Annotated in this window: 19 protein-coding genes; 10 read left to right on the top strand and 9 right to left on the bottom strand. The window is 71.2% G+C overall.

The features are described from left to right. Positions 1-15: 15 nt before the first annotated feature. A complete protein-coding gene (locus tag CRYAR_RS33890) occupies positions 16-300 on the top strand; it encodes a F0F1 ATP synthase subunit epsilon (RefSeq protein ID WP_035857245.1) in 285 nt (94 codons plus the stop codon). A 28-nt stretch (positions 301-328) separates the two neighbouring features. Further along, positions 329-757: a DUF2550 domain-containing protein gene (locus CRYAR_RS33885; RefSeq protein WP_051571302.1), complete on the top strand. Its 429-nt coding sequence runs from the start codon at positions 329-331 to the stop codon at positions 755-757. On the opposite strand, the gene CRYAR_RS33880 is transcribed toward CRYAR_RS33885, so the two are convergent. Then, positions 747-1,319 carry a cob(I)yrinic acid a,c-diamide adenosyltransferase gene (locus tag CRYAR_RS33880; RefSeq protein ID WP_035857244.1) on the bottom strand — a complete coding sequence of 191 codons (573 nt, stop codon included), beginning with the start codon at positions 1,317-1,319 and terminating at the stop codon, positions 747-749. The two genes, CRYAR_RS33885 and CRYAR_RS33880, sit on opposite strands and share 11 nt — an antisense overlap. Positions 1,320-1,391: 72 nt before the next feature. On the opposite strand from CRYAR_RS33880, the gene murA reads away from it, so the two are divergent. Next, positions 1,392-2,684 carry a UDP-N-acetylglucosamine 1-carboxyvinyltransferase gene (murA, locus tag CRYAR_RS33875; protein WP_035857243.1) on the top strand — a complete coding sequence of 431 codons (1,293 nt, stop codon included), beginning with the start codon at positions 1,392-1,394 and terminating at the stop codon, positions 2,682-2,684. Between the two features lie 4 nt (positions 2,685-2,688). On the opposite strand, the gene CRYAR_RS33870 is transcribed toward murA, so the two are convergent. Next, positions 2,689-2,997 (bottom strand): hypothetical protein, encoded by a 309-nt coding sequence (locus CRYAR_RS33870; RefSeq protein WP_035857240.1) that lies wholly within the window; start codon positions 2,995-2,997, stop codon positions 2,689-2,691. A 178-nt stretch (positions 2,998-3,175) separates the two neighbouring features. Here CRYAR_RS33870 and CRYAR_RS33865 point away from each other — a divergent pair, with 178 nt between their 5' ends. Further along, the gene (locus tag CRYAR_RS33865) at positions 3,176-3,475 is read left to right on the top strand and encodes an STAS domain-containing protein (protein WP_035857238.1); all 300 of its coding nucleotides are present in this window, start codon (positions 3,176-3,178) and stop codon (positions 3,473-3,475) included. Positions 3,476-3,566: 91 nt separating this feature from the next. Next, positions 3,567-5,579, top strand: a complete 2,013-nt coding sequence (locus tag CRYAR_RS33860) for a protein meaA (protein ID WP_035857236.1) — start codon at positions 3,567-3,569, stop codon at positions 5,577-5,579. On the opposite strand, the gene CRYAR_RS33855 is transcribed toward CRYAR_RS33860, so the two are convergent. The 3 genes from CRYAR_RS33855 to nucS all read right to left on the bottom strand — a co-directional run bounded on the left by CRYAR_RS33855 (position 5,576) and on the right by nucS (position 7,962). Beyond that, positions 5,576-6,559 carry an arginase family protein gene (locus CRYAR_RS33855; protein ID WP_035857235.1) on the bottom strand — a complete coding sequence of 328 codons (984 nt, stop codon included), beginning with the start codon at positions 6,557-6,559 and terminating at the stop codon, positions 5,576-5,578. The genes CRYAR_RS33860 and CRYAR_RS33855 overlap by 4 nt on opposite strands. 93 nt (positions 6,560-6,652) lie before the next feature. Further along, positions 6,653-7,279, bottom strand: coding sequence for a DUF4126 domain-containing protein (locus CRYAR_RS33850; protein WP_035857233.1), 627 nt, complete (start codon positions 7,277-7,279; stop codon positions 6,653-6,655). 23 nt (positions 7,280-7,302) lie between these two features. Continuing rightward, a complete protein-coding gene (nucS, locus tag CRYAR_RS33845; protein WP_035857232.1) occupies positions 7,303-7,962 on the bottom strand; it encodes an endonuclease NucS in 660 nt (219 codons plus the stop codon). Positions 7,963-8,050: 88 nt separating this feature from the next. On the opposite strand from nucS, the gene CRYAR_RS33840 reads away from it, so the two are divergent. Continuing rightward, positions 8,051-9,469, top strand: coding sequence for a DUF2252 domain-containing protein (locus tag CRYAR_RS33840; protein WP_051571301.1), 1,419 nt, complete (start codon positions 8,051-8,053; stop codon positions 9,467-9,469). Between the two features lie 286 nt (positions 9,470-9,755). Here the strand turns inward: CRYAR_RS33840 and CRYAR_RS33835 are convergent, their stop codons facing one another. From CRYAR_RS33835 to CRYAR_RS33825, 3 genes are all read right to left on the bottom strand, one after another. Next, positions 9,756-10,472, bottom strand: a complete 717-nt coding sequence (locus CRYAR_RS33835; RefSeq protein ID WP_035857231.1) for an SGNH/GDSL hydrolase family protein — start codon at positions 10,470-10,472, stop codon at positions 9,756-9,758. A 79-nt stretch (positions 10,473-10,551) separates the two neighbouring features. Continuing rightward, the gene (locus CRYAR_RS33830; RefSeq protein ID WP_211247770.1) at positions 10,552-12,150 is read right to left on the bottom strand and encodes a methyl-accepting chemotaxis protein; all 1,599 of its coding nucleotides are present in this window, start codon (positions 12,148-12,150) and stop codon (positions 10,552-10,554) included. A gap of 135 nt (positions 12,151-12,285) precedes the next feature. Continuing rightward, complete coding sequence (locus CRYAR_RS33825) at positions 12,286-14,376, bottom strand: S9 family peptidase (RefSeq protein WP_035857230.1); 2,091 nt, start codon at positions 14,374-14,376, stop codon at positions 12,286-12,288. A 77-nt stretch (positions 14,377-14,453) separates the two neighbouring features. Between CRYAR_RS33825 and CRYAR_RS33820 the strand changes: the two genes are divergently transcribed. Then, positions 14,454-15,458 (top strand): LLM class flavin-dependent oxidoreductase, encoded by a 1,005-nt coding sequence (locus CRYAR_RS33820; RefSeq protein ID WP_211247769.1) that lies wholly within the window; start codon positions 14,454-14,456, stop codon positions 15,456-15,458. On the opposite strand, the gene CRYAR_RS33815 is transcribed toward CRYAR_RS33820, so the two are convergent. Then, positions 15,448-16,962, bottom strand: coding sequence for an aldehyde dehydrogenase family protein (locus tag CRYAR_RS33815; protein WP_035857228.1), 1,515 nt, complete (start codon positions 16,960-16,962; stop codon positions 15,448-15,450). The two genes, CRYAR_RS33820 and CRYAR_RS33815, sit on opposite strands and share 11 nt — an antisense overlap. A 213-nt stretch (positions 16,963-17,175) precedes the next feature. Between CRYAR_RS33815 and CRYAR_RS33810 the strand changes: the two genes are divergently transcribed. The 3 genes from CRYAR_RS33810 to CRYAR_RS33805 are packed head-to-tail and all read left to right on the top strand — an operon-like array spanning position 17,176 to position 19,943. Continuing rightward, the gene (locus CRYAR_RS33810; protein ID WP_035857227.1) at positions 17,176-18,849 is read left to right on the top strand and encodes a 3-hydroxyacyl-CoA dehydrogenase family protein; all 1,674 of its coding nucleotides are present in this window, start codon (positions 17,176-17,178) and stop codon (positions 18,847-18,849) included. 10 nt (positions 18,850-18,859) lie between these two features. Further along, the gene (locus CRYAR_RS46270; RefSeq protein ID WP_084701302.1) at positions 18,860-19,141 is read left to right on the top strand and encodes a hypothetical protein; all 282 of its coding nucleotides are present in this window, start codon (positions 18,860-18,862) and stop codon (positions 19,139-19,141) included. 4 nt (positions 19,142-19,145) lie between these two features. Then, positions 19,146-19,943 carry an alpha/beta hydrolase gene (locus CRYAR_RS33805; protein ID WP_035857226.1) on the top strand — a complete coding sequence of 266 codons (798 nt, stop codon included), beginning with the start codon at positions 19,146-19,148 and terminating at the stop codon, positions 19,941-19,943. Positions 19,944-19,957: the final 14 nt, after the last annotated feature.

Here is a 19,957-nt window from a genome sequence, read left to right as displayed (position 1 = left end):
AACGAGGAGTCTGCCGTGGCGGAGCTGCACGTCGAGGTCGTGTCCGTCGAAGAGAAGATCTGGTCCGGCGAGGCGTCGATCCTGATCGCCCGCACGACCGAGGGCGAACTGGCCATCATGCCGGGGCACACGCCGCTGCTCGGTGAGCTGGTCGACCCGGGCGAGGTGCGCGTGCGCGCGGCCGACGGTGAGCACCGCTGGACGGTGCACGGTGGCTTCCTGTCGGTCACCTCGGACGGTGTGTCGGTTCTGGCCGAGACCGTGAGCACCCCCGAGGGTGCTCCTGCCGGGCAGTACTGAGGCCCAGGGGCGCGGGGGAGCACGGCGGATGGCGACTGTGCTCGAAGGCGTCGCGCTCCTGTTCGTGCTGGGCTTCGGCCTGCTGGCCGTGTTGTTCGTCCGCCGGGTGTTGATCGCACGCAGCGGAGCGGTGGAGCTGTCGATGCGCCTGTACCGGGCGCGCCTCGGACGCGGGTGGGCCCTCGGGCTCGCCCGGTTCAACGGTGACCAGCTGCGCTGGTACCGGCTGTTCAGCGTTTCCCCGTGGCCGCGCCGCGTCCTGACCCGCCGGGATCTGGTGGTGATCGGGCGGCGCGACCCGAGCGAGCAGGAGACGCTCGCGTTGATGACCGGCTCGGTCGTGCTCGAGTGCACCGACCGCAGCGGCCCGGTCGAGCTGGCGATGAGCGGCAGCGCGCTCACCGGCTTCCTGAGCTGGTTGGAGTCCGCCGCTCCCGGTTCCTTCCCTACGCGCTAGCGCCCGGGCTCCAGAGCACGTCGTTTCCCTGGTTCGCGATGCGCGACAGGATGAACAGCAGGTCCGAGAGCCGGTTGAGGTACTTCGCCGGCAGCGTGCCGGTCGTCTCCGGCTCGGCCTCGAGCAGCGTCCAGGTGGACCGCTCGGCCCGCCGGACGACGGTCGTGGCCTGGTGCAGCAGCGCCGCCCCGGGGGTGCCGCCGGGCAGGATGAAACTGTCGAGTTTGGGCAGCCGGGCGTTGAACTCGTCGCACCAGCCCTCGAGGCGCTCCACCTGGGCCTCGGTCACCCGCAGCGGGGGGTACTTCGGGGCCTCGGCGACGGGCGTCGCGAGATCGGCGCCGACGTCGAACAGGTCGTTCTGGATCGGCCGCAGCACCTCCGCGACCTCGTCGGCGAGTTGACCGAGCGCGAGCGCCACCCCGACGACCGCGTTCGCCTCGTTCACGTCGGCGTACGCCCCGATCCGGGGGTGCGTCTTGGCGACCCGGCTCATGTCGCCGAGGTTCGTCGTCCCGGAATCGCCGGTTTTGGTATAGATGCGAGTGAGGTGCACGGCCATTCCCCGAGGTTATCCACCGGATGGCCAGACCGTTGTGGACATGACACGGAGCACTCCCGCGCGGCCCGTAGGATGGGCCCGGTGGAGCTATTTCGTGTGACAGGTGGGACCCCGCTGGTTGGCGAGGTCACGGTCAGTGGTGCCAAGAACAGCGTCCTGAAGCTGATGGCGGCGTCATTGCTCGTCGAGGGCCGCACGGTGCTCACGAACGTCCCCCGTATCCTCGACGTGACGATCATGAGTGAGGTGCTGCGGCGCCTCGGCTGCGAGGCGGCCCTCGAGGACGAGACGCTGACGATCGACGTGCCGGCCCAGCCGGGCACCGAGGCCGACTACAACCTGGTCCGCCGGATGCGTGCGTCGATAAACGTGCTGGGCCCGCTGCTGGCGCGGCGAGGTGAGGTGCGGGTACCGCACCCCGGTGGTGACGCGATCGGTTCCCGCGGGCTCGATTACCACATCGCCGGCCTGGAGCGGATGGGCGCGGAGATCACCAGCGAGCACGGCTTCGTCGTGGCCCGCGCGTCCCGGCTGCACGGCGCGCGCATCTGGCTGGACTTCCCGAGCGTCGGTGCCACCGAGAACATTCTGATGGCCGCGGTGCTGGCCAAGGGCACGACGGTGATCGACAACGCCGCCCGTGAGCCCGACATCGTCGACATCTGCTCGATGCTCACCGAGATGGGCGCCGAGATCCACGGCGCCGGTACGTCGACGCTCGAGGTCGAGGGCGTCGAGGAGCTGCGTCCGGTCACCCACCGCACGGTTCCCGACCGGATCGTGTCCGGCACCTGGGCGTTCGCGGCCGCGATCACCCAAGGTGACGTCACGGTGCGGGGGAGCGAGCCGCGTCACCTGGAGATCGCGCTCGACAAGCTCAACCAGGCCGGCGCGCAGATCGACTTCCTCGACCCGATGGAGCCGTCCGAGGGCTTCCGGGTCCGGATGGAGCGGCGGCCGCGCGCGGTCGACATCGTGACGCTGCCCTACCCGGGCTTCGCCACCGACATGCTGCCGATGGCGATCACGCTCGGCGCGGTGGCCGACGGTCCGTCGATGGTCACCGAGAATGTGTTCGACGCGCGCTTCATGTTCATCAACGAGATGCTCCGCCTCGGTGCCGACGTGCGCACCGACGGCCACCACGCGGTCGTGCGCGGGAAAGACTGGCTGTCGGGTGCTCCGGTGCGGGCCACCGACATCCGCGCGGGTGTGGGCCTGGTCATCGCGGGGCTGCGTGCCGACGGCGTCACCGAGGTGGCGGACGCGTTCCACATCGACCGCGGTTACCCCGACTTCCTGAGCCAGATGCGGGGTCTCGGCGCGACGATCGAGCGCGTCACCGTGGAGGACGAGGAGTTCTGAGCCGTCAGTAGGTGCCGGGCCCGACCAGGGCCCGCGCCTTCTGCAGGTCCGCGGCGAACACCAGCACCCGGACGCGCCCGCGTCCGGCGTCGCTGGTGGTCGAGCGGATGTTGGCGTCGGAGAGCACAGCGCGCAGCGCGTTGGCCTCGCCGGCCGACGCGGCGACCGCGACCTCGTGGAGCAGGCCGAAGTCGGAGCTCTTCCCGTCCGGCGCCGGGCCGGAAACTTTGCCCGTTCCGTACGTCCACCGAAGCATCAGGACCAGGAACGCCACCACTACGAACGCGAACATCACGGCCACGAACCCCGTCACGCCCCCAGTGTGCCACCCGCGGTCCACGCTGACGACGCGGAATGCTTCCGGAGTTACCGGGCTTTCACCGTTTGGTGGAGCTGATGTCCTATGCCCCGCTTGCCGTATTTGCTGCCCGTTAATGGATAATGCAGCGTGATGCGCTGTTAGTGCAGCCGGTCGGCAGAGGGGGCGCCGGATGAACCAGCTGGTCGTCGCCGGACCGCGGCTCGACGCGGCCACCGTCGGCGGGCTGCGGGGGCAGCTGGACGAGGCGATCCGGTCAGGTACCGGCCCGCTGGTCCTCGACCTGTCGAGCGTCCAGACCGTCGACGCGATCGGGCTGGCCATGGTGCTCGGGGTCGAGCGCCGGGCGACGAGCGCCGGCCGCGAACTGCTGCTGCGTGACGTGCCGCCCCGGGTCGCGCGGCTGCTCGGCGCGCTCGGTCTGCGCCGCATCCTCCGCGCCGAGGGAGCCCGCGAGCCGATCCGGGCCTGATTCGATTCACCTGCGAATCTGTGGCGCGCGCCATGGCGGACACGCGGTTACTCGTCAGTAGAATTCGCGGCACCGACGCCGGAGGTGCCCGATGCCGTACCCGTCCTCGCCGGATCGCGACCGTCCGTGGGTGATGCGGACCTACGCCGGGCACTCCTCGGCGGCCGCGTCGAACGCGCTGTACCGACGCAACCTGGCCAAGGGTCAGACCGGCCTCTCGGTGGCGTTCGACCTGCCGACGCAGACCGGCTACGACCCCGACCACGAGCTGGCCCGGGGTGAGGTGGGCAAGGTCGGCGTGCCGATCTCCCACCTCGGCGACGCCCACGCGCTGTTCGACGGCATCCCGCTCGAGAAGATGAACACGTCGATGACGATCAACGCCACCGCGATGTGGCTGTTGGCGCTCTACGAGGCCGTCGCTCTGGAGCAGGGCGCGAAGCTCGAGGACCTCACCGGCACCACCCAGAACGACATCATCAAGGAGTACCTGAGCCGGGGCACGTACGTGTTCCCGCCCGGGCCCAGCCTGCGGCTGATCACCGACATGATCGCCCACACGGTCGTGCACCTGCCGAAGTGGAACCCGATCAACATCTGCTCGTACCACCTGCAGGAGGCCGGTGCGACGCCGGTGCAGGAGGTCGCCTACGCCCTGTCCACCGCGATCGCGGTGCTCGACGCGGTGCGCGACGCCGGCCAGGTGCCGCCGGAGCGGATGGGCGACGTCGTCGCGCGCATCTCGTTCTTCGTCAACGCCGGCATGCGGTTCGTCGAGGAGACGTGCAAGCTCCGCGCGTTCGCCCAGCTCTGGGACGAGATCACGCGCGAGCGCTACGGCGTGGAGAACCCGAAGCACCGCCGGTTCCGGTACGGCGTCCAGGTCAACTCGCTCGGCCTGACCGAGGCGCAGCCGGAGAACAACGTCCAGCGGATCGTGCTGGAGATGCTCGGCGTGACGCTCTCGCGCAACGCGCGGGCCCGGGCCGTCCAGCTGCCGGCCTGGAACGAGGCGCTCGGCCTGCCGCGCCCGTGGGACCAGCAGTGGGCGCTGCGGATGCAGCAGGTGCTCGCGTTCGAGAGCGACCTGCTCGAGTACGACGACATCTTCGACGGCTCCACGGTCGTCGAGGCGAAGGTCGCGTCGATTCTGGACGGCGCACGGGCCGAGATCGCCCGTGTCCAGGAGATCGGCGGTGCGGTCGCGGCGATCGAGTCCGGCTACATGAAGGGCGAGCTGGTGCGCTCGCTGGCCGAGCGGCGCGCCCGGGTCGAAGCCGGCGAGGACACGATCATCGGCGTCAACAAATTCACCGAGACCGAGCCGAGCCCGCTGACCGCCGGCGGCGGCACCGACAAGGCGATCTTCACCGTCGACGCCGGGGTCGAACAGGCCGCGTGCGAGAAGCTGGCCGCCTGGAAGGCCGCGCGTGACCAGGGCGCGGTCGACGCGACGCTGGCCGCGCTCGCCGACGCGGCCAAGAACGGCACGAACCTGATGGAGCCGACGATCGCCTGCGTGCGTGCCGGCGTCACGACCGGGGAGTGGGCGAACGTGCTCCGGGACGTCTTCGGTGAGTACCGGGCCCCGACCGGGGTCTCGGCCGCGGCCGCCGCGAACCCGGGCGCCGAGACCGCCACCGCGCTCGCCGCGGTCCGGGAACGGGTGCGCTCCACCGGGGAGCGACTCGGCGGACCGCTGCGGATGCTCGTCGGCAAGCCGGGCCTGGACGGGCACTCCAACGGCGCCGAGCAGATCGCCGTGCGGGCCCGCGACGCCGGCTTCGAGGTGATCTACCAGGGCATCCGGCTGACGCCGGCGCAGATCGTCGCGGCCGCGGTCGCCGAGGACGTGCACGTCGTCGGCCTGTCGATCCTCTCCGGGGCGCACGCGCTCGCGGTGCCGACGGTGATCGAGGGCCTACGCGCGGCCGGCCTCGACGACGTGCCGGTGATCGTCGGCGGCATCATCCCGCCCGAGGACGCCGAGATGCTGAAGGCCTCCGGCGTCGCCCGGGTGTTCACCCCCAAGGACTACGGCCTCAACGAGATCATGGCCGAGATCGTGACCGTGATCGAAGAGATCCACTCGACGACGGTCTAGGGCCGCGTGGAGAGCGCGTCCAGTGCGGACCCCGCGGGCAGCGCGGTCCGCACCGGCAGTGCGCCCACCGAGCCGACCAGGTGGTCGGCGAGGTGGGCCGCGTTGGCGCGCTCCAGGTCGTGGTCGGCGTCGTAGCCGGTGACGCTCCAGCCGACCAGGCCGGGGGTGCTCAGCGCGGCGCGGGTCATCGTGGTGAGCTGCTCCCAGGACAGCCCACCGGGGAGCGGGCGGGCGGGGTCGGGCAGCGCCTGGTCGGAGAGCACGCTGAGGTCGACGTGCAGCCACCAGTCGTCGGTGGTGCGGGTGATGTGCTCGATCGCCTCGGCCACGTGCCGCGCGAGCACGGGGGCGGACGCGCCGGTGACGTCGAGGTCGGTGTCCGACTTGACCAGGATGCTGCCCGACAGCGACGGGATGCCGGCCGCGCCCAGTTCGGCGGCGTCCCGGGTGCCGAGCACGGCGACCGCGCCCGGCGGCACCAGCGGCAACCGCCGGGAGAGGCCGTTGGAGAGCACGGCGTTGGTCTGCGCGAGCAGCGCCAGCCCGAGCGTGCAGTCCGACGCCAGCCCGGTCGGTGACTTGTCCGGCGGCCAGGCGCACTCGCGCCCCGACAGGACCAGCAGCCCGGCCGCGCCCGCAGCGCGGTGGCCGGTGGCGACGAGCCCGCCGAGCAGGATCGGGTTGTCGCCGCCGAGCAACAGGGGGAAGTGACCGTCGATGTGGCTGGCCGAGACCGCGTCGGCGACCCCGTCGATCATCGAGGCCAGCGCGCCCTCGTTCAGCAGGCCGGTCTCCGAACTGCGGATCAGCGACCGCTCGCCGCCCGTGACCGGAGTGGTCTCGAACGGTGTCCAGCCGCCCGGCAGGGCGTCCCGGATCCGTCCGATGAGTCCTTGGGCGTGCACAGCCGCCGGTCCGGCCGCCGCGCCGCCGGCTCTGCCGGTAGCGCTGAACGGCACGCTGATGATGTCGATCTCCATCAAGCCCCCCAGGACGGTCGTACCCCGAAGTCCGACCGTGACATGTCTCCTCGGCTCCGGGCTACACCTGGAGGAATGAGGTAGGGCGAAATGTTACCTAAGTGAAGTCTGAGAATGTATAGCGCGACGCTCGGCCTTCCGTCGGCGTCGTGCCCTGACCTTCCGGAGCGCCCACCAGAAGAACGTGACGAGCGCGGCCAGCGCCACCACGACCAGGATCGGCGCCAGGAGCGCCAGCAGCGACATGCCCAGGGCGGCGGCGTCCTCCAGCACGCTGACGACCGGCGCGCCGAACCCCCCGCTGGCGGCGTTCACCGCCGGTCGCGCGGTGGCCTTGCCGGCGTGCACGACGAGCGCCAGCACGACACCGACGGCGACCGGCACCCACGCTCCCCCGGAGAAGAAGCTGCCCGGGTCGCTCACCGTCACCGCGTCCGACGTGGTGGTGGCGCCGAACGCGAGCCCGCCCGCGGTGGGACGCACGACGGTCTGCACGACGTCGTTCATCGAGTCGACGATCGGCACCTTGTCGGCGACCATCTCGACGGTCAGCAGGACGGCGAGGATCACCAGCGCCCAGCCGCCGTCGAGCCACTGCCAGCCGGCCGGCAGCGTCACGGTGTCGGTGAACCGCGAGAGCAGTCCGAGCGTCAGCAGCGGGATGTAGGCGTTGAGACCGGAGGAGGCGGCGAGCCCGGTGCCGGTCAGGATTTCGAACACGAGTCCACGGTAGGGCTCGTGCGCTAGAACAGCTTGCCGTCGCTGTCGTCGATGCCGCGCAGCGCGTCGTAGTTGAGCGTGACGCAGCGGATGCTGCGGTCGGCGGCGAGCACCGACGCCTGCGGCTTGATCTGCTGCGCGGCGAACACCCCGGCGACCGGTGCGAGCAGCGGATCACGGTTGAGCAGCTCGAGGTAGCGGGTGAGCTGCTCGACCCCGTCGATCTCGCCCCGCCGTTTGATCTCGACCGCGACCGTGCCCCCGGTGGCGTCCCGGCACAGGATGTCCACCGGGCCGATCGCGGTCGGGTACTCGCGCCGGATCAGCGTGTAGCCCTCGCCGAGCGTCGTGATGTGCTCGGCCAGCAGTCGCTGCAGATCGGCCTCGACGCCGTCCTTCACCAGCCCGGGGTCGACGCCGAGATCGTGGGTGGAGTCGTGGAGGACCTCCTCGATCGTGATCCGCAGCTGCTCACCGGCTTTGTTGATCACCGTCCAGGCGCCGGGCTGTTCCTCCAGCCGGCACGGCGGGCTCATCCAGTTCAGCGGCTTGTAGGCCCGGTCGTCGGCGTGGATCGACACCGAACCGTCGGACTTGACGAGCAGCAGCCGTGTCGCGGGCGGGAGGTGAGCGGTGAGTCGACCGATGTAGTCGACGGAGCAGCGGGCAATGACCAGGCGCACGGCGAACCAGGCTAGGACCCAGCGGGAACGAGTCGCAAGCCGGACATCGGTGTATGAGCCAACCGCGATCGGAGTTACCGTCGATCTCGTGAGTGCGCTTCCTGACGCCGAAGGCCCGAGATTCCTCAGTCACGTCTTCGGAACCTGGTCCGATCCGCTCGAAGTCCACGCCGCCGGCGTCGCGCTACGGGAGAAAACTCCGGTCAGCGCGTGTGCGGTGTACGAGCGTCGCGCCGACCGGCCCGACCCGGTCGCGTTCGTCGAAGCGACGAACGAAGGCCGGGTGGACGACCTGATCGCGCTGCGCGTCGGCCGCATGGTGGCCTCGCCGTTCGCGTTCCTGCGGGGGAGCGCCGGGCTGATGGGCGCGGACCTCGCCAACACGCCCACCTCCGGCATCAACGCCTGGATCTGCGGTGACGCCCACGCGTCGAACTTCGGGCTCTACGCCTCGCCGGAGCGTCGCCTGGTGATGGACGTGAACGACTTCGACGAGACCGTCGTCGGGCCCTGGGAGTGGGACCTCAAGCGCCTGGCGGCCAGCCTGGTCGTCGCCGGACGCGAGGCCGGCGTGGACGAGGCCCGGGCGCGTGTCGCCGCGTCCGACGCCGCCCGCACCTACCGGGCGGCCCTGCGCGAGCTCGCGCAGATGCCGCTGCTCGACGCCTACTACCTCACCACCGACGAGAAGACGATCGATCATTTCGACGTCGACCAGCTCGGCGAGGTGTTCAAGCGGATCGGCAAGAAGGCGCGCAAGAACACCAGCCAGCGGGTCGTGGAGAAGTTCGCCGAGCGGGCCGAGACCCACCACTGGCGGTTCGTCGACGCCCCGCCGATCCTCACGCACGTCAGCCCGGCCACCGAGCAGGCGGTGCTCGACGGGCTGGAGGAGTACGCCGAGGGCTGCCTGGACGACGAGCTGAAAGCGCTGCTGGCGCGGTACTCGGTGACCGACATCGCGCACCGCGTCGTCGGGCTCGGCAGCGTGGGGCGGCGCAGCTACATCGTGCTGCTGCACGGCAACGGCGACGACGCCCTGGTGCTGCAGGTGAAGGAGGCCGGCCCGTCCGCGCTGGCGCCGTACGTCGACGCGACGCCGTACGCCCACAACGGGGAGCGCATCGTGCGTGGTCAGCGCTGGATGCAGACGGTGAGCGACATCCTGCTCGGCTGGACGACGGTCGACGGGCGGCCGTTCCTGGTCCGCCAGTTCCGGGACATGAAGGGCAGCATCGACCCGGCGCTGCTCAAGCCGAACCAGCTCGACGACTACGCCCGCATCGTCGGGGCGGTACTGGCGCGTTCGCACGCCCAGTCGGCCGATCCGCGCCTGCTCACCGGATACGTGGACGGTGCGACGTCCCGGACGCCGGGTGGCATGGGGTTCGACGAGGCGATCGCGGCGTTCGCGGTCGCGTACGCCGACCAGACCGAGGCCGACCACGAGGCCCTGGCCGCGGCGGTACGCGCCGGGCGCCTCCCGGCGATCTTCGAAGAGCCCTGAGGCCTGAACCTTCGGACGCGGCCCAGGTTCGACGACTCCGCGGAGTGGGCATGACATGGCCATGGTGATCGGAACGCCCGGACCAATGCAGCTTCGTGTGCCGCCGCTGCCCATGCCGGGGCCGCCGGTGCCGGCCCCGCCTCCCGCGCCGGTGCCGGTTCCGCCCGGGCCGGGTGGCCCCGTGCCGGGCCCGGCCCCGCAGCCCCAGCCGAACCCGGACCCGATCCCGCCGGACCCGGAACCCCAGCCCAACCCCGATCCGGTACCGCCGCCCTCCTGAGGGCGGCTACGCCGGGGCCGGGGCCAGGTCGGTCACGTGCGGCGCAGCCGAGGCGGCCAGCAGACGGGCCCAGGCCCGGTAGCCGGCGGGCGACGGGTGGAAGCGGTCGACCGCGAAGAACTGGGCCGTGTTCGTGGGCAACGGACCGGGCAACAGGTGGCGCAGGCCGGGGTGCTCGGCGCCAAGGCGGGCCAGTTGGCGGTCGAGCAGCATCGCGTACCCGCCGATCGACCAGCGCACCAGCCGCGGCAGCGACCCGAACCGGTGCACCGGCGGTAGGCCCACGAGCAGCACCGGCACCGGCCGCCCCAACCGCTCCCGGAGCGCCTCGACCAGCACGGTGACGTCGGCCCGCCAGGCCGACGGGCGTCGCAGCCGCAGCGCGTCGTTCGTGCCGGCGGAGAGCACGACGAGGTCGGCGTCGAGCGTCTCGGCCTGCGTCGTCACGAGCTCGGTGATGCCCCGCACGGTGTCCCCGCTGCGCGCGAGCACCCGCCACGCCACCGGTGCCCCGGTGTGCCCGGCCAGCGCGGTCGAGAACTGCCCCGCGAGCGCCTCCTCGTGGTGCGCCGCGCCCACCCCGGCGACCGACGAGTCGCCGACGAACAGAAGGGAGAGCCCGGCGCCCTCCGAGGTCGACCCGGAGAGTGGTCCGGCCGCATCCGGCAGGTGGGGGATCCGTCGCGAGATCGCGGTGTGCAGGCGTCCGACCGGTTGCGTCATCCGTGCTCCCTCTAGCGTTCACCATCCGTTCAGCGGACGGGAGTGTGCCAGACGAAGGTGAACGAACCTACCGGGCCATCTAGGAACGAGTACGGAAGCGGCCTACCATCGACCGGAGTTGCTCGGACATCGCGGCCAGGTCCGAAGCGGCCTCCCGGGCACGTTCCACGCCCTGGGTCGTGGCCGCGGTCGCGGTGGCCATCGAGCCGATGTTCGTCGCGATCACGTCGGCTCCACCGGCGGCCTCGCTGACGCTGCGGGTCATCTCCTGAGTGGTCGCGCTCTGCTCCTCGACCGCGCTGGCGATCGTCTCCTGGTACTCGTTGATCCGCTCGATGACCTCGGCCACCCGGCTGATCGCCTCGACCGCGCTGCGCGTGTCGGCCTGGATCGCCGCGACCCGGGTACCGATGTCCTCGGTGGCCTTCGCGGTCTCCTGCGCCAGTTCCTTGACCTCGTTGGCGACGACCGCGAACCCCTTGCCGGACTCGCCGGCCCTGGCCGCTTCGATCGTCGCGTTCAGCGCGAGCAGGTTGGTCTGCTCGGCGATCGAGCTGATCAGCCCCAGCACCTCGCCGATCTCCGCCGACGACGTGCCGAGCCGCTCCACCGTGGTGGTGGCCTGCCGGGCCTCGTTGACCGCGGTGGCGACCACGCCGACGGCCTCGGTCGTGTTGCGGGCGATCTCGGAGATCGCGGCGCCCATCTCCTCCGCGCCGGCGGCCACCGAGTTGACGTTGCGGGCGACCTCGTCGGCGGCCGACGAGGCCACCGTCGTCTGCGCGCTGGTGTCGTCGGCGGCGTCGGCGATGCTGGCGCTGGCCTCGGACAGCTGCTGGGACGAGCGGGTGAGCGCGGTCGCGTTGTCGCCGACGGCCTCCAGCACCTCGCGGATGCTCGCGGTCGCCGCGTCGAGCGACACCGCCATCTGCCCGACCTCGTCGCGGCTCGTGATGCCGGCCGAGCGGGTGAGGTCACCGCTGGCCAGCCCGTCGAGTACCGCGCGCATCCGGGCGACCGGCCGGGTGATGCCACGCACGATCGGGACCGCGAACAGCAGCAGGAGCACCAGGGCCACCAGGACGGTGAGCAGCACCGCGCGGGTGGCGGAGCTGGACGCGGCGTCCATGTCGGCCCGCTCCTGCACGATCGCCTTGTCGACGGCCTCGTGCAGCACCTCGAGCTTGTCGTCGACGGCGTGGTTGGTCTCGGCGATCTGCCCCTCGTTCGCGCGGGCCGCGGCGTAGTTCGTGCCCGCCGTCGTGACGAGCGTCTTCACCGTGGTCGTGAACGTCTCCAGGTCGGGGCCGATCGCGTCGAACTGGGCCTGCAGGTCCGCGGGCAGCCCGGCGTCGTTGACGGCGGCGACCGCCTCCTCGATCGAGGCGGCGTCGTCAGTGGTGTCCTTCTGCACCGACGCCAGGTCGTCGGTCTCGATCAGCGAGCGGTAACCGTCGACCTTCAGTTCGGCGTTGCGGGTGTCGACGTGGTTGAGCGCGGCCTTGGCCACTTCCAGCGAGCGGATCCGCTCCGACTGGTCGGAGAGCTGAGCCTGGGAGCGTAGCCCGATCGCGCCGACGGCCAGTGCGCAGGCGACGCCGACGACGATGAGCACACTCAGCTTCACTGCCATCCGGAGGTTCTGGAACCCCTGGTTCAGCCGGGACACCGCAGACACGAGCGCCGCCTCGAGTGGTCAGGGCGCGTGCCGGAGTGACGGGCGCCTCTTTTCTCTGTCGGCCCGGTGACCAGTGAGCTGAGAGTTTGCGGCGTTAACGGGGTTAAGCAGCGGCGGACCGGGTATCGATGGTCGTCACGCCTGGGCGGCTCCGGCGACGTCGATGATGAACGCGGTGGCGAACGCGGCCTCGCGCCAGGCGTCGTACCGGCCGCTCGGCCCCGAGTGGCCGGCCCCCATCTCGGTGCGCAGCAGCACGTCGTTCGCGCCGACCGCACGGAGCTTGGCGACCCACTTGGCCGGCTCGTGGTAGAGCACCCGGGTGTCGTTCAGCCCGGCCAGCACGAGCAGCGCCGGGTAGGGCCGCGCTTCGACGTTGTCGTAGGGGGCGTACGAGCGGATGTACGCGTAGGCCTCCGGGTCGTGCAGCGGGTCGCCCCACTCCTCCCACTCGGTGACGGTGAGCGGCAACGACGGGTCGAGGATCGAGGTCAACGCGTCGACGAACGGCACGTCGGCCACGATCGCGCGGAACGCCTCCGGTGCCATGTTCGCGATCGCGCCCATCAGGAGCCCACCGGCGCTGCCACCCCGCGCGACCAGGCGCTCGGTGGACGTCCACCCGGCCTCGACGACCCGCTGTGCGGCCGCGATGAAGTCGGTGAACGTGTTCTGCTTGCGCAGCAGCTTGCCGTCGTCGTACCAGCGCCGGCCGAGTTCGCCGCCGCCGCGGACGTGCGCGACCGCGAACACGAAGCCACGATCCAGCAGCGAGAGCCGCGCGACCGAGAACCAGGGGTCGATGCTGATCTCGTACGCCCCGTAGCCGTAGAGCAGGCAGGGCGCCGACCCGTCGCGCGGCGTGTCTTTCCGGGCGACGATGGAGATCGGCACCTTCGTTCCGTCGGGCGCCGTCGCCCACTCGCGGAACTGCTCGTAGTCCTCGGGGTCGTACCCGCCGAGCACCGGCTGCTGCTTGCGCAGGGTGAGCTCGCCGGTGGCCAGATCGCAGTCGTAGACCGAGTCGGGCGTGACCAGCGACGTGTAGTGCAGGCGGAACAGCGTCGTCTCGTAGTCGGGGTTGCTGGCCGGTTCGACGGTGTAGACGGCTTCCGGGAACGTCAGATCGCGGTCGGGCTCGCCCTCGGTGAGCACGCGTAGCCCGGTGAGGCCGTCCTTGCGCAGGTGCACGACGACGTGGCCGGCGAACGCGTCGACGTCGGCCAGGCGCACGGCGGGGTCGTGCGGGATCAGCGGCGCCCAGTCGGCCGGAGCGTCGATCGGGGCGGTCGCGAGCGTGAAGTTCTCGGCACCGTCGTTGTGCAGGACCAGGAAGCGCTCGGGGCGGTTCGGCCCGGCGGCCTGGTGGTCGACCGAGTACTCGACCCCGTCGCGGCGAGCGGCGATGAGGCGGGGCTCCGCGTTGGGTGCGGTGGCGTCGAGGACGCGCACCTCGCTCGTGGTCTTGCTGCTGGCCTGGATGATGACGTAGGCCTCGCTGCGGGCCAGCCCGACGCCCACCCAGAACCGCTCGTCGGGCTCCTCGAACACCATCGTGTCGTTCTCGGCCGGCGTGCCGACGGTGTGCCGCCAGACCCGGTGCGGACGCCACGCGTCGTCGACGGTGAGGTAGAACAGCTCGGTCGCGTCGGCCGACCAGGCGGTGCCGTACGAGGTGTTCGGCACCTCGTCGGCCAGGTCCTTGCCGGTCTCCAGATCGCGGATGCGCAGCGTGAAGCGCTCGTCGCCGGCGAAGTCGGTGGAGTAGGCGAGCAGCCGGTCGTCGGGGCTGATGTCGTACGCGCCCAGCGCGAGGAACGCCTCGTCACCGGCGAGCGCGTTCTCGTCGAGCACGACCTCCTCGCCGGGCAGCGGGGTGCCCTCGACGGTCTCCGGAGGAGCCGAACGGCCGGGCTCGGCACGCAGGCGGCAGTGGATGCCGTACTGCTTGCCCTCCTCGGTGCGGCTGTAGTGCCACCAGCCGCCCTTGCGGCTGGGCACCGACAGATCCGTCTCCTGCGTGCGGCGCTTGATCTCGTCGAAGAGCGTCTCGCGCAGCCCGGCGAGGTGGGCCGTCGCCTGCTCGGTGTACTCGTTCTCCGCCGTGAGGTACGGGATCGTGTCCGGGTTCTCCCGGTCGGCGAGCCAGGCGTAGTCGTCCACGACGTCGTCGCCGTGGAAGCTCCGGGTGAACGGGATCCGCTTGGCGACCGGAGGAGTAGTCATGCGCAGCACCGTACTGCGTCGGGCCGACGTTTCGCTGAAACGGGGAATGCCTCCGGATGAGTGGGGTTGATACCGGCATGGCGCCTGTCTCAGTACTCGACTTCGTCGGAATCCCCTACGGCGGTACCGCCACCGAAGCGATCGACGCGAGCGTGCAGCTGGCCCGCGACGTCGAGCGGCTCGGCTACCAGCGGATCTGGTTCTCCGAGCACCACAACTCGCCGACGCTGGCGTGCACCGCGCCGGAGTTGCTGATCGCACGGGTGGGGGCGGCGACGAGCACGTTGCGGGTCGGGTCGGGCGGCATCATGCTGCCCAACCACGCGCCGCTGAAGGTCGCGGAGACGTTCCGGACGCTCGAGGCGATGTTCCCGGGCCGCGTCGACCTGGGGCTGGGTCGTGCGCCGGGCACGGACGGGCTCACCGCGCTCGCGCTGCGCGGCTCCGAGGAGAAGGTGATGGGGAACGACTTCCCGCAGCTCATGGGCGAGCTGCTGGCGTTCCTCACCGACGGGTTCCCGGACGACCACCCGTTCCGGCGGGTGCAGGCGACGCCGGTCGTGCCGGGGCAGCCGGAGCTGTGGGTGCTCGGCTCCAGCGACTACGGGTCGCGGTTCGCGGCCGTGAACGGGCTGGCGGCGAGCTTCGCGCACCAGATCAACCCGGAGCTGGCCGGTCCGGTGCTGCGGGCCTACCGGCGTGACTTCCGGCCCTCGTCGTTCCTGGACGCCCCGCGCAGCAGCGTGTCGACGATCGCGTTCGCGTCCGAGGACGCGCGCGAGGTCGAGGAGTTCGCGGCGTACTGGACGCTGAACATGGCGAAGCTGCGGTCAGGGCGGCCCGGGCCGATCTCGCCCGACGAGCTGCGTGAGTTCGCGGCCTCGTCGTCCTATCCGGCGGCGCGGGAGGGCATGGCCGACCGCCTGAACGTCGGCACGCCCGACCTGGTCGCGGACCACCTGCGCGCGCTGATCGAGGAGACCGAGGCCGACGAGCTGATCGTCGCGACCCCGGCTCCGTCCTTCGAGGCCCGCACCCGCTCCTACGAACTCCTGGCGAAGGCGCTCGACCTCACCGCTTAGGCGCGCCCCGGCCGTAGAGCATGCGCATGCTCTTGATCAGCAGCGCGTTCGTCTTGTCGGTGCGGCCGAAACTGTAGATGGACATCGGCAGCGGGTAGCGCTGGCGCGCGATCGACTTCGGGCGGGTGAACTCGCGCAGCCCGTCCTCGCCGTGGATGCGGCCGAACCCGGAGTCGCCGACGCCACCGAACGGCAGCGCGGCCACGCCGGCGAACGACAGCACCGAGTTCACCGCGGTCATGCCCGACCGGATCCGGCGGGCGAGCTCGATGCCGCGGCGCTTGGAGAACACCGAGGCCCCGAGCCCGTAGGACGTCGCGTTCGCCCGTTCGACGGCCTCGTCCATGTCGCGCACCTTGCTCACGGTGAGCGTCGGGCCGAACGTCTCCTCCTGGACCGCGGCGGAGTCCTCCGGCACGTCGGTGAGCACGACCGGGCCGACGAACGGCCCGCTCACCGACTCCGCGCCCCCGACCACCGCGGTGCCGCCGCGGGCCAGCGCGTCGTCGACGTGGCGGCGGATGACGTCGAGCTGGGAGGGCATGGTCGCCGGGCCGTACGCGGCGTCGGCCTCCTCGCCGGGCGTGACGGCCTTCGCCTTGGCCGTGAGCTTGGCCAGGAACGGTTCGTACACGGCCTCGTGCACGTACACCCGCTCGGTGCCGATGCAGGTCTGCCCACCGTTGGACATCCCCGACCAGACCGCCGCCTCGGCCGCCGCGTCCAGGTCGGCGTCGGAGTCGACGAGCAGCGGGTCCTTGCCGCCGCACTCGATGAGTACCGGCGTCAGCGTGTTCGCGGCGGCCGCCATGATCTTCTTGCCGGTCGCGGTGGAGCCGGTGAACGCGATCTTGTCGACGCCGGCCGCGGTGAGCGCCGCCCCGGTCTCACCGCCGCCGTAGATGCCGGTGAACACCGGGTACTCGGGCACGACCTCGGCGAACGTGTCGATCAGCCACTTGCCGACCAGAGGGGTGTACTCGCTCGGCTTGAACACCACGGCGTTGCCCGCGGCCAGCGCGTACGCGATCGAACCCATCGGCGTGAAGACCGGATAGTTCCACGGCCCGATAACGCCGACGACACCGAGCGGCTGGTACTCCAGCGACGCCGCGATGTTCGACGAGAGCATCCCGGACGGCACCCGGCGCGGGCCGAGCACCTTCGCCGCCTTCTTCGCGGCCCAGTCCAGGTGGTGGACGGTGATCAACAGCTCGAGCATCGCGTCGTCGGTGGGCTTGCCGTTCTCGCGGTGCATGAGATCGGTGATCTCGTCGAGGCGCTGGACGATCAGCGCCCGCCAGGCCAGCAGCCGGGCGCGACGTCCGCCGAACCCGAGACCGGCCCACCAGGTGGACGCCGCGCGGGCGGTCTGGACGGCGGCGCGGACGTCGCCCGGGTCGGTCACCGCGACGCGTCCCACCTCGGCTCCGGTGGCGGGGCTCGACGACACGAGGAAGCCGTCGGTGAACGTGGGGGTGCCGGGACGCTCGGTCACGGTCATCGGGACCTCCCTGGTCGGGTGGGGCTCGGCGTGAGTCTAGGACCGATCTGACTCGCGGGTAAGGCGAACTTGACTCGCGAGTAACCCAGGTGACTCGGTTCAGATGCGGGCAAGGGCCCGCAAGGGGTGTGATGCGGACCATGGTCCGGTCCAAGTTACTGATGAGTATGGAAAACTCGGCGAACCTCACGGCCAGCTAGGAGAGGGGCGACCGTGTCCAGGAACTTCGCGCGCATCGGAATCGTCGGACTGGGAACGTTGGGAGCCGGACTCGCGGAGGCATTCGCCCGCGCCGGCGTCGAGGTGGTCGGGGTCGACCCGGACGAGGCGGCCCGGGCCCGGGTGGGCGTGCCGGTGTCGGCCGGCCTCGACGCCCTGGCCGACGTCGACCTGGTGATCGAGGCGGTTCCGGAGCGGTCCGACCTCAAGCAGCAGGTGTTCGCGTCGCTCGGGACGGTGGTGCGGCCCGACACCGTGCTGGCCACCGCGGCCTCGGCGCTGTCGGTGACCGAGCTGGCGGTCGCGGCCTCGCATCCGCACCGGGTGGTGGGCCTGCACTTCATCGGCGACGCGCTGGTCGAGGTCGTGCGGACGGTGTTCACCGATCCCGACGTCGTCGACGACGCGGTGGCGTTGCTGAGCGAGCGCCTGGGCCGCAACCCGCTCGTCGTCGGGGACCGGCCGGGCCGGATCACGTCCTCGCTGCTGTTCGCGTACCTCAACCAGGCGGTGTCGTTCGTCGAGTCCGGGTACGCCACCCGCGACGACGTCGACGCCGCGATGCGGTTCGGCTGCGGGCTGCCGTCCGGGCCGCTCACGGTCGTCGACCGGATCGGGCTGGACACCACGTTCGACGTGCTCACCGTGCTGCACGCGCAGAGCGGCGACCGGCGGCACGCGCCGGCACCGCTGCTCAAGCAGATGATCGCGGGCGGGTTACGGGGCGTGAAGAGCGGCCGGGGGTTCTACACCTACGTCGACGGGGAACCGGTCGCCGACGCCGGCTCCGACGCGGTGCCCGCGACCCGGCGGACCGTGCGGAAAGTCGGTGTCATCGGCTCCGGGACGATGGCCACCGGGATCGTCGAGGTGTTCGCGAAAGCCGGGTACGACGTCGTCTTCGTGACCCGATCCCCGGAGAAGAGCGCCGGGGTACTCGCCGCGCTGACGAAGTCGTTGGACCGGGCCGTGTCCAAGGGGAAGCTCACCGCGTCCGATCGTGACGCGGTGCTCAGCCGCGTGACCGGCAGCGCCACTCACGACGACGTGAGCGACGTCGACCTGGTGGTCGAAGCAGTTGTCGAGGACCTGGCGGTCAAGCGTGGGCTGTTCGCGACGCTCGACGCGGTCTGCAAGCCCGGCGCGGTGCTCGCCACGACGACGTCGAGCCTGCCGGTGATCGAGTGCGCGACCGCGACGAAGCGCCCGCACGACGTCGTCGGCCTGCACTTCTTCAACCCGGCGCCGGTGATGAAGCTGGTCGAGATCGTGTCGACGGTCTCCACCGCGCCCGACGTGGTGGCGACCGCCCACGCGGTGACGACGTCGCTGGGCAAGCACCCGGTGGACTGCCGAGACCGGGCCGGGTTCATCGTCAACGCGCTGCTGTTCCCGTACCTGAACGACGCGGTCGCGATGCTCGACGCGCACTACGCGGACGCCGACGAGATCGACACCGCGGTGACGCTCGGCTTCGGGTACCCGATGGGGCCGTTCGCGCTGCTCGACGTCGTGGGTCTGGACGTGTCGCTGGCGATCCAGAAGGAGCTGCACGCGGAGTTCCACGAGCCCGGGTTCGAGCCGGTGCCGCTGTTGTCGCACCTGGTGGCCGCCGGCTACCTGGGCCGCAAGACGTCCCGGGGCTTCCGCGACTACGCGCGCAAGTAGTTTTGAGGGCGTGAGCCCACGTCACAATCGTTCCCGGCGCCGCGACCCCGGTCCGCGAGACCCGTACGTCCCGGTCGTCGACACGGTCGAGGACGGGTGGGTCGTGCGGCACCTGGCCGGCACGTCCAGCACCAAGACGTACCGCTGCCCGGGCTGCGACCAGGAGGTCCGGCCCGGGACGGCGCACGTCGTGGTGTGGCCGGAGTCCGGCGCCTGGGCCGGGCAGGCCACCCCCGACGACCGCCGCCACTGGCACTCACCTTGTTGGGCGGCGCGACACCGACGACGATGAGCACGTGGCTCGCATCGTTTCGAACTCCGTTCTGCCGGCCGACCGCCGGGACATCACGCTGCACACCGCGGACGGCCTGACGCTCGTCGGGGAGCTGGCGCTGCCGGTTTCGCGGCCGCCGGTCGCCACGCTGGTGTGCCTGCACCCGCTGCCGACGCACGGCGGCATGATGGACAGCCACCTCTTCCGCAAAGCCGCTTGGCGCCTGCCCGCGCTGGCCGACGTCGCCGTGTTGCGCTTCAACACGCGGGGGACGGCGTCGGCGCGGGGTGTCTCCGAGGGTTCCTTCGACAACGCGGACGGCGAGCGGTTCGACGTGGGCGCCGCGATCGAGTACGCGGAGTTCGAGGAACTGCCGTCGCCGTGGCTGCTGGGCTGGTCGTTCGGCACCGACCTGACGCTGATGTACGGGTGCGATCCCGGGATCGTCGGCGCCATCCTGCTCTCGCCGCCGCTGCGGTTCTCCCGCGCTTCGGACCTGGAGACCTGGTCTTCCTCCGGAAAGCCGGTGACGGCGCTGGTCCCGGAGTTCGACGACTTCCTCCGGCCCGCCGAGGCGGTTTCGCGGTTCGCGCCGCTGAAGCAGGCGGAAATAGTCCCCGTGGCCGGTGCGAAACACCTCTGGGTGGGTTATGCCGAACGCGTGCTGGACGAGATCGTCGCGCGGGTCGTGTCGCCCGACGCGGTCCCGCTCCCACGTGAATACGACGGCCCGATAGAGACTGGGGACGCGAGCCAGTACGCCGACCAGACCGTGGCGGCGTTCGCGGACGTGCCTCGTCCATCGCCGCAGGCCGAATAACGCAGGGGGGAACC

The sequence above is a fragment of the Cryptosporangium arvum DSM 44712 genome, from assembly GCF_000585375.1.
GTDB lineage: Bacteria > Actinomycetota > Actinomycetes > Mycobacteriales > Cryptosporangiaceae > Cryptosporangium > Cryptosporangium arvum.
Note: the sequence above shows the minus strand (reverse complement) of the source record. Positions and strands in the feature narration are given on the sequence as shown.